Source organism: Streptomyces antarcticus, from assembly GCF_026627255.1.
In the GTDB taxonomy this organism is placed as follows: Bacteria; Actinomycetota; Actinomycetes; order Streptomycetales; family Streptomycetaceae; genus Streptomyces; species Streptomyces antarcticus.
This window is the reverse complement of record NZ_JAPNLM010000068.1, coordinates 1-7,140: the sequence shown is the minus strand read 5'-3', so window position 1 is coordinate 7,140 and position 7,140 is coordinate 1. Positions and strand designations below refer to the sequence as shown.

General features: G+C 73.2%; 8 protein-coding genes. 6 read left to right on the top strand and 2 right to left on the bottom strand.

Annotation, left to right across the window (positions count from 1 at the left end; genetic code table 11):
• Together OTB16_RS38915 and OTB16_RS38910 are read right to left on the bottom strand one after the other, a co-directional pair.
• The coding region (locus tag OTB16_RS38915) for an HTTM domain-containing protein (RefSeq protein WP_420717887.1) at nucleotides 1-1,087 on the bottom strand (1,087 nt) is incomplete at its 3' end.
• A gap of 119 nt (nucleotides 1,088-1,206) precedes the next feature.
• Nucleotides 1,207-1,869 (bottom strand): DUF5819 family protein, encoded by a 663-nt coding sequence (locus tag OTB16_RS38910; protein ID WP_267727647.1) that lies wholly within the window; start codon nucleotides 1,867-1,869, stop codon nucleotides 1,207-1,209.
• Between the two features lie 135 nt (nucleotides 1,870-2,004).
• On the opposite strand from OTB16_RS38910, the gene paaA reads away from it, so the two are divergent.
• From paaA to OTB16_RS38880, 6 genes are all read left to right on the top strand, one after another.
• Nucleotides 2,005-3,009: a 1,2-phenylacetyl-CoA epoxidase subunit PaaA gene (paaA, locus tag OTB16_RS38905; RefSeq protein WP_267727645.1), complete on the top strand. Its 1,005-nt coding sequence runs from the start codon at nucleotides 2,005-2,007 to the stop codon at nucleotides 3,007-3,009.
• Nucleotides 3,006-3,290, top strand: coding sequence for a 1,2-phenylacetyl-CoA epoxidase subunit PaaB (paaB, locus tag OTB16_RS38900; RefSeq protein WP_030009045.1), 285 nt, complete (start codon nucleotides 3,006-3,008; stop codon nucleotides 3,288-3,290). The genes paaA and paaB overlap by 4 nt, the downstream gene beginning before the upstream one ends.
• The gene (gene paaC, locus OTB16_RS38895) at nucleotides 3,287-4,036 is read left to right on the top strand and encodes a 1,2-phenylacetyl-CoA epoxidase subunit PaaC (RefSeq protein ID WP_267727641.1); all 750 of its coding nucleotides are present in this window, start codon (nucleotides 3,287-3,289) and stop codon (nucleotides 4,034-4,036) included. The genes paaB and paaC overlap by 4 nt, the downstream gene beginning before the upstream one ends.
• The gene (paaD, locus tag OTB16_RS38890) at nucleotides 4,030-4,542 is read left to right on the top strand and encodes a 1,2-phenylacetyl-CoA epoxidase subunit PaaD (protein WP_267727639.1); all 513 of its coding nucleotides are present in this window, start codon (nucleotides 4,030-4,032) and stop codon (nucleotides 4,540-4,542) included. The genes paaC and paaD overlap by 7 nt, the downstream gene beginning before the upstream one ends.
• Nucleotides 4,543-5,661 (top strand): 2Fe-2S iron-sulfur cluster-binding protein, encoded by a 1,119-nt coding sequence (locus OTB16_RS38885; protein WP_267727637.1) that lies wholly within the window; start codon nucleotides 4,543-4,545, stop codon nucleotides 5,659-5,661. It begins immediately after the preceding gene.
• Between the two features lie 122 nt (nucleotides 5,662-5,783).
• Nucleotides 5,784-6,926, top strand: a complete 1,143-nt coding sequence (locus OTB16_RS38880; RefSeq protein ID WP_267727635.1) for an acyl-CoA dehydrogenase family protein — start codon at nucleotides 5,784-5,786, stop codon at nucleotides 6,924-6,926.
• Nucleotides 6,927-7,140: the final 214 nt, after the last annotated feature.

Sequence of the window (7,140 nt, the reverse complement as noted above, 5' to 3'; positions counted from 1 at the left end):
GCACCCCCACCGGCACCGCCACCCCACCCCCCGGCCGAACGCGCCCGACCCGCGCCCCGAGCCACACCAGGAACCCCGTCGGCAGGAACACCGCGTCAGCGGTGATCATCGCCAGCGAGAAGAACGGCAGACCCAGCAGCACCGCGATCCCGGCGTGCTCCAGCATCATCACCGCCAGCAGCACGTTCTTGATCCGCCGGTTGAACAGCGTGAACGGGAACGCCACCTGCACCGCCACCGTCCCGTACGACAGCAGCATCACCAGCGTCCCACTGCCCGCCACCAGCGCCGACAGCCCCGGCCACGGCGCGAAGTAGTCCAGCCCCAGCGGGTAGTACAGCGCGGTCCCGTCCTGCCACCGCGAGCCCTGGATCTTGTACCACCCGGCCGTCGCGTAGATCAGGCAGACCTCCGCCATGATCACCAGCATCCCCGCGTTGTGCAGCAGGTTCGCCAGCACGTCCAGCGTCGCCCGGCCCTCGCCCTCCGCCTCGTACCGGTCGACCATCCACCACAGCGCGGTGGCGACCCACAGCGTCGCGAAGGCCGCCAGCCAGCCGTAGCCGAACCGCCCGGTCGCCGCGCCGTAGGCGAGCGCCGCGCCCAGGACGCCCCACAGCACCGGCCCCGCGGCGCCGGCCGACGCCGAGCCGCGCGTACGGGCCCTGCGCGCGTCCAGCGACCACACCTGGGCGCACCGCGTGAGCACCAGGTAGATCGCCATCAGGTGGATGACGTTGTCCCCGCCGTCCCCCATGAAGACGCTGCGGTTCTGCAGCGACAGCACCCCGATCATGAACACCACGGAGGTGCCCCTGGTCCGCCACCCCAGCATCAGCGCGACGCTCGCCAGCGCGGACACCGCGTAGACGATCTCGAACCAGAGGGTGGAGTCGGACCACATCAGCACCGTGAAGGCCCGGTTCGAGGCGATCAGCCGCTCCGCCAGCCCGAAGCTCCACGGCCCGTCCGGCCCGTACAGCTCGGCCCGGTTCGGAAACTCCCGGAGCAGGAAGAAGAGCCACGTCCCGGCGAAGCCGATCCGGATGACGGCGCTCTGGTACGGGCCCAGGGCCTGCCCGGACACCTTCGCCAGCGCCCGCCCCGCCGAGGCCCCAAACCGCCCCGCCGAGGCCCTGAACCGCCCCGCCGAGGCCCTGAACCGCCCGCCCGAGCCCCTGAGCCGCCCGGCCGGGACCTGCGGCCTCACACCGTCCACCACGGCAGCTCCCGGTGGTACGTCTGGGTGTCGGTCGTCTCGGTGCTCCACTCGGGCGCGGGCACCGCCCGCGTCGCCGAGCGCAGCTGGATCCGCAGGACGTACCCGTCCCGGTGGTCCGGCCCGATCCGGGCCATCGCGATCCGCCGCAGGTACTCCTCCGACAGTTCGCCGCGCTCGCCGCTCGGCTCGTTGTCCGCATCGTGGGAGCCCGTGAAGAAGTCCCACGCCCGCCGCAACTCGTTCTGCTCCGTGTGGCTCGGGAGCAGGCTGTGGCGGATCTCCGCTCCGTCCTCGGCGGACAGGTCGCGCCAGCCGGTGGTGATCAGGTCGCCGCCGCCGGTCCGTACCTGCGCCCGTACCTCGACCGCGATGTTCTGCTGGAGCGGGTTGGGCGCGAAGAGCTTCCAGTTCTGTTCGAACTCGGGGTAGATCCAGCCGTCGACTGTGCGCGCGTGCTGCCGGCTGACCGTGTTGGCGGGGGCCACGTGCAGGAAGACGAGTGCCAGGTGGGAGCAGGCGGCCACCGCGACCGCCCCGAGGGCGAGGGCCGCGACGACCCGGTACGGGGTGCTCAGACCGGCGATTCCGGGGGCTCTCGGTGGTGGCGGATCAGCGCCCTCGGCGGGCTTTCCCTCGTTCGAATCCATCCCGCCCCGATCATCGGCCGTCCACAGGGTTCACCACAGAGGTTGACACCCTACGGCCCGCCGTCTCACCATTGAAGAGGATGAACCGAACGATCGGTCGGTCGGGCGGACGACAGACTCAGACAGGGAGCCGGGATGACGGCAGTGACCCCGGACACGGGCCACGGCACGGGACACGACACGGACCTCGGGCAGCTCGCCGCCGCCTTCGACGCCGCCGTGGCGGCGGACGAGCGCGTCGAGCCGCGCGACTGGATGCCCGAGGAGTACCGCGCGACCCTGGTCCGCCAGATGGCCCAGCACGCCCACTCCGAGATCATCGGCATGCAGCCCGAGGCGAACTGGATCACCCGCGCGCCCTCGCTGCGCCGCAAGGCGATCCTGATGGCCAAGGTCCAGGACGAGGCGGGCCACGGTCTGTACCTGTACAGCGCCGCCGAAACGCTGGGCACCAGCCGTGACGAGCTGCTCGACAAGCTCCACGCGGGCAAGCAAAAGTACTCCTCGATCTTCAACTACCCCACCCTGACCTGGGCGGACGTCGGCGCGATCGGCTGGCTCGTCGATGGCGCGGCGATCACCAACCAGGTGCCGATCTGCCGCTGCTCGTACGGGCCCTACGCCCGCGCCATGGTCCGGATCTGCAAGGAGGAGTCCTTCCACCAGCGCCAGGGCTTCGAGCTGCTCATGGCCCTCTCGCAGGGCACCGAGGCGCAGCACGCGATGGCGCAGGACGCGGTCGACCGGTGGTGGTGGCCGTCCCTGATGATGTTCGGTCCGCCGGACGACGCCTCATCGCACTCGGCGCAGTCGATGGCCTGGCGCATCAAGCGCCACTCCAACGACGAGCTGCGCCAGCGCTTCGTGGACATCGCCGTCCCGCAGGCCGAGTCGCTGGGCCTGACCCTGCCCGACCCGGACCTCAAGTGGAACGAGGAGCGCGGGCACCACGACTTCGGCGCGATCGACTGGGCGGAGTTCTGGGACGTACTGAAGGGCAACGGCCCCTGCAACGCGGAGCGGATCGGCCGGCGGCGCGCGGCGCACGAGGAAGGCGCCTGGGTGCGCGAGGCGGCAGCGGCCTATGCGGACAAGCAGGCCGCTAAGGACAACGGACAGACCGAGGAGGCACGGGTATGACGCAGAACTGGCCCTTGTGGGAGGTGTTCGTGCGCTCGCGGCGCGGCCTGTCGCACACGCACGCGGGAAGCCTGCACGCCCCCGACGCGGAGATGGCCCTGCGCAACGCCCGCGACCTCTACACCCGGCGCGGCGAGGGCATCTCGATCTGGGTGGTGCCCTCCACCGAGATCACCGCCTCCTCGCCGGACGAGCGGGACCCGTTCTTCGCGCCGTCCGCCGACAAGCCCTACCGGCACCCCACCTTCTACGACATCCCGGAGGGGGTGAGCCACCTGTGACCGGCACCGACACCACCCGCGACACCACCCGCGACATCCCCGCGGCGGCGGCCCTGGCCCTCGGGGACGACGCGCTGATCCTCTCCCACCGCCTCGGCGAGTGGGCGGGCCACGCCCCCGTCCTGGAGGAGGAGGTCGCGCTCGCCAACATCGCCCTCGACCTGCTCGGCCAGGCCCGCGTCCTGCTGTCCCTGACCGGCGACGAGGACGAGCTCGCGTTCCTGCGCGAGGAGCGCTCCTTCCGCAACCTCCAGCTGGTCGAGCAGCCGAACGGCGACTTCGCCCACACCATCGCCCGCCAGCTCTTCTTCTCCCTCTACCAGCACGAGCTGTACGGGGAACTGGCCCTGGGCGACGGCCCGTTCGCCCCCCTCGCGGCCAAGGCCGTCAAGGAGACCGCCTACCACCGCGACCACGCCGAGCAGTGGACCCTGCGGCTCGGCGACGGCACCCCGGAGAGCCGCGCCCGGATGCGGGCCGCCCTCGACGCGCTGTGGAGGTACACCGGCGAGATGTTCCAGCCCGTGGAGGGCCTCGGCGACCTGGACTGGGCCGCCCTGGAGGCCCGCTGGCTGGCCGCGGTGACCGCCCTGCTGGAGCGGGCCGGGCTCGCGCTGCCCGAGGGCCCGCGCACCGGGGCCTGGGCGGCCGGAGCCGGCCGGCAGGGCCTGCACACCGAACCGTTCGGGCGGCTCCTCGCGGAGATGCAGCACCTGCACCGCAGCCACCCGGGAGCGTCGTGGTGACCGGCGCCGGGACGGCCGCGACGACCCGCCTCGAAGCCGAACTGGCCGAGCTGGCGGGCTCCGTACCCGACCCCGAGCTGCCCGTGCTCACGCTCACCGAACTCGGCGTCATGCGCGGGGTGCGGATGTGCGAGGACGGCCACGTCGAGGTCACCCTGACCCCCACCTACACCGGCTGCCCGGCCATCGAGGCCATGTCCGCCGACATCGAGCGGGTCCTGAACGACCACGGCATCCCCGAGGTGCGCGTCATCACCGTCTTGGCACCCGCCTGGTCCACCGACGACATCAGCGCCGAAGGACGCCGCAAGCTGGCCGAGTTCGGCATCGCCCCGCCCCGGCCGCACGCGGCCGGCGGAGCCGTCCCGCTCACCCTCTCGGTGCGCTGCCCGAACTGCGGCTCCACCGACACCGAGCTGCTCAGCCGCTTCTCCTCCACCGCGTGCAAGGCCCTGCGCCGCTGCGTCACCTGCCGCGAACCGTTCGACCACTTCAAGGAGCTGTAGATGGCCGAGGCACCCCGGCCGGCCGCCCGGCACGGCGCGTTCCACCCGCTCACGGTGGCCTCGGTCGAGCGCCTCACCGAGGACGCGGTGGCCCTGGTCCTCCAGGTGCCGGGCGGGTTGCGCGCCGAGTACCGGCATGCACCCGGCCAGCACCTGACCCTGCGCCGGACCACCCCCGAGGGCGTGCAGATCCGGCGCACGTACTCGATCTGCTCCGCCGCCCCGGCGCCGGACGGCCCGGGCCCCGAGCTGCTGCGGGTCGGGGTGCGGCTGGTGGACGGCGGCGCGTTCTCCACGTTCGCCCACAAGGAGATCGCCGTCGGCGACGTGCTCGACGTGATGGTCCCGGCCGGCCGGTTCATCCTGGACCCGGCCGCCGCCCCGGCCGGCGGGCACTACGCCGCGATCGTCGGCGGCAGCGGGATCACCCCCGTGCTGTCGATCGCCGCCAGTCTGCTGGCCGCCCGGCCCGACGCCCGCTTCTGCCTCGTGCGCGGCGACCGCAGCGCCGCGTCGACGATGTTCCTGGAGGAGGTCGCCGACCTCAAGGACCGCTACCCCGCACGCTTCCAGCTGGTGACGGTCCTCTCCCGCGAGGAGCAGGAGGCCGGGCTGCCCTCCGGACGCCTCGACGAGGAGCGGCTGGCGACGCTGCTGCCCGCCCTGCTGCCGGTCACCGAGGTGACGGGCTGGTTCCTGTGCGGGCCCTACGGCCTGGTTCAGGGCGCGGAACGGGCGCTCGGCGCACTCGGCGTCGCCCGGAACCGGGTCCACGAGGAGATCTTCCACGTCGAGGACACGGTGGCACCCGCCGCCCGTCCGTCCGCAACGGACGCGCCGGCCCACGGACGGGTCACCGCCCGGCTCGACGGCCGCTCCGGCACCTGGCCGGTCCGCGACGGCGAGTCCCTGCTGGACGCGGTGCTGCGCAACCGCGCCGACGCCCCGTACGCCTGCAAGGGCGGCGTGTGCGGCACCTGCCGGGCCTTCCTCGTGACGGGCGAGGTACGGATGGAGCGGAACTTCGCGCTCGAGGCGGAGGAGACGGAGGCCGGCTTCGTCCTGGCCTGCCAGTCGCACGCCGTGACGGAGGAAGTGGAGATCGACTTCGACCGCTGACCCGCGCCCCTCCCCGCCCCCGGCCCCCCTGTCCGGCACCAGGCTGTGCATTTTCAAGAACTTGTTCTATCTTGACGCACCGTCAGGACAGGATGGACCGGGTGCGCGCGGGAGGACAGGCAGTGGACTTCACCTTCACCGAGGAACAACAGGCCGCCGTCGAGGCGGCGAAGGCCGTGTTCGCGGATGTCGCGCCCGACAGCGTGCCGAGCCCCGCGCTCACCCCCGGGGCCGTCGCCCAGGACTTCGACCGCCCGCTGTGGGCCAGGCTCGCCTCGTCCGACCTGCTGAGCCTGGTCCTCGCCGAGGAACACGGCGGCGCCGGCCTGGACGCCATCGTCCTGTGCCTGGTGCTGCGCGAGGCCGCCGGGGTGCTGGCCCGCGTACCGCTGCTGGAACACTGCGCCACCGCCATGGCCGTCCAGGCCCACGGCAGCCCCGAACTGGCCGCCGCCCTGCTGCCCGGCGCCGGGAACGGGACGCTCGTCCTCACCGCCGCCGCGCACGGCCGCACCGGCCACGACCCGGCCGAACTGGCCGTCACCGCCCGCCGGGAAGGCGCCGACTGGACCCTGGAGGGCAGCCAGACGGCCGTCCCCTGGGCGCAGAACGCCGACTGGATCGCCGTACCCGCCCACACCGGCGAGGGGGAGGCCGTCCTCGCGCTCGTCCCGCGCACCGCCGGGGGCCTGGACCTCGCCGAGCAGTGCTCCACCAGCGGGGAGCGCCTCGCCGAACTGGCCCTGGACGGCGTACGGGTGCCCGCCACGCACCTCATCGGGACCCCCGGCGCCTGGGAGCGGCTCCGCCAGCTCCTCGCCACCGGGACCTGCGCGCTCGCGCTCGGCCTCGGCGAGCGGGTGCTCACCATGACCAGCCATTACACCGCCAAGCGCGAGCAGTTCGGCTTCCCGGTCGCGACCTTCCAGGCCGTCGCCGTCCAGGCCGCCGACCGCTACATCGACCTGCGGGCCATGGAGGTCACGCTCTGGCAGGCCGCCTGGCGCCTCGACGCCGCGACCGGCGCGGCCGGCGGGCCGCTGCCGATCGCCGGTGACGTGGCGGTCGCCAAGATCTGGGCTTCGGAGGGGGTGCGGCGGGTCGTGCAGACCGCGCAGCACCTGCACGGCGGATTCGGCGCCGACACCGACTACCCGCTCCACCGCTACCACGCGTGGGCCAAGCAGCTGGAGCTCCAGCTCGGCCCGGCCGCCGCGCACGAGGAGGCCCTGGGCGACCTGCTGGCCGCCCACCCCCTCGCCTGACACCGGGCCGGCCGAGGCGGGTCCGGCCGACGCGGCCCGGCCGCAAGCCGTCAACAGCAGGCCGTCAGCCAACGGCCGCCCGATGTCGGCTAGTGCGTTGTCCACGAACGTTGGCCGGGTCGGTCAGGCGGCTTGGGGCCGTGGTCGGCCCCAGCGCTGTTGGCGCTCGCTGCGGACCTTGGCGCGTTCGCGACGTTGGGCGGCCAGGACGTCG

Excerpts from the sequence above, each read along its gene's own strand:
- OTB16_RS38910 (WP_267727647.1), bottom strand. The coding sequence starts at position 1,869 with ATGGATTCGAACGAGGGAAAGCCCGCCGAGGGCGCTGATCCGCCACCA.
- paaA (WP_267727645.1), top strand. The coding sequence starts at position 2,005 with ATGACGGCAGTGACCCCGGACACGGGCCACGGCACGGGACACGACACG.
- paaB (WP_030009045.1), top strand. The coding sequence starts at position 3,006 with ATGACGCAGAACTGGCCCTTGTGGGAGGTGTTCGTGCGCTCGCGGCGC.
- OTB16_RS38885 (WP_267727637.1), top strand. The coding sequence starts at position 4,543 with ATGGCCGAGGCACCCCGGCCGGCCGCCCGGCACGGCGCGTTCCACCCG.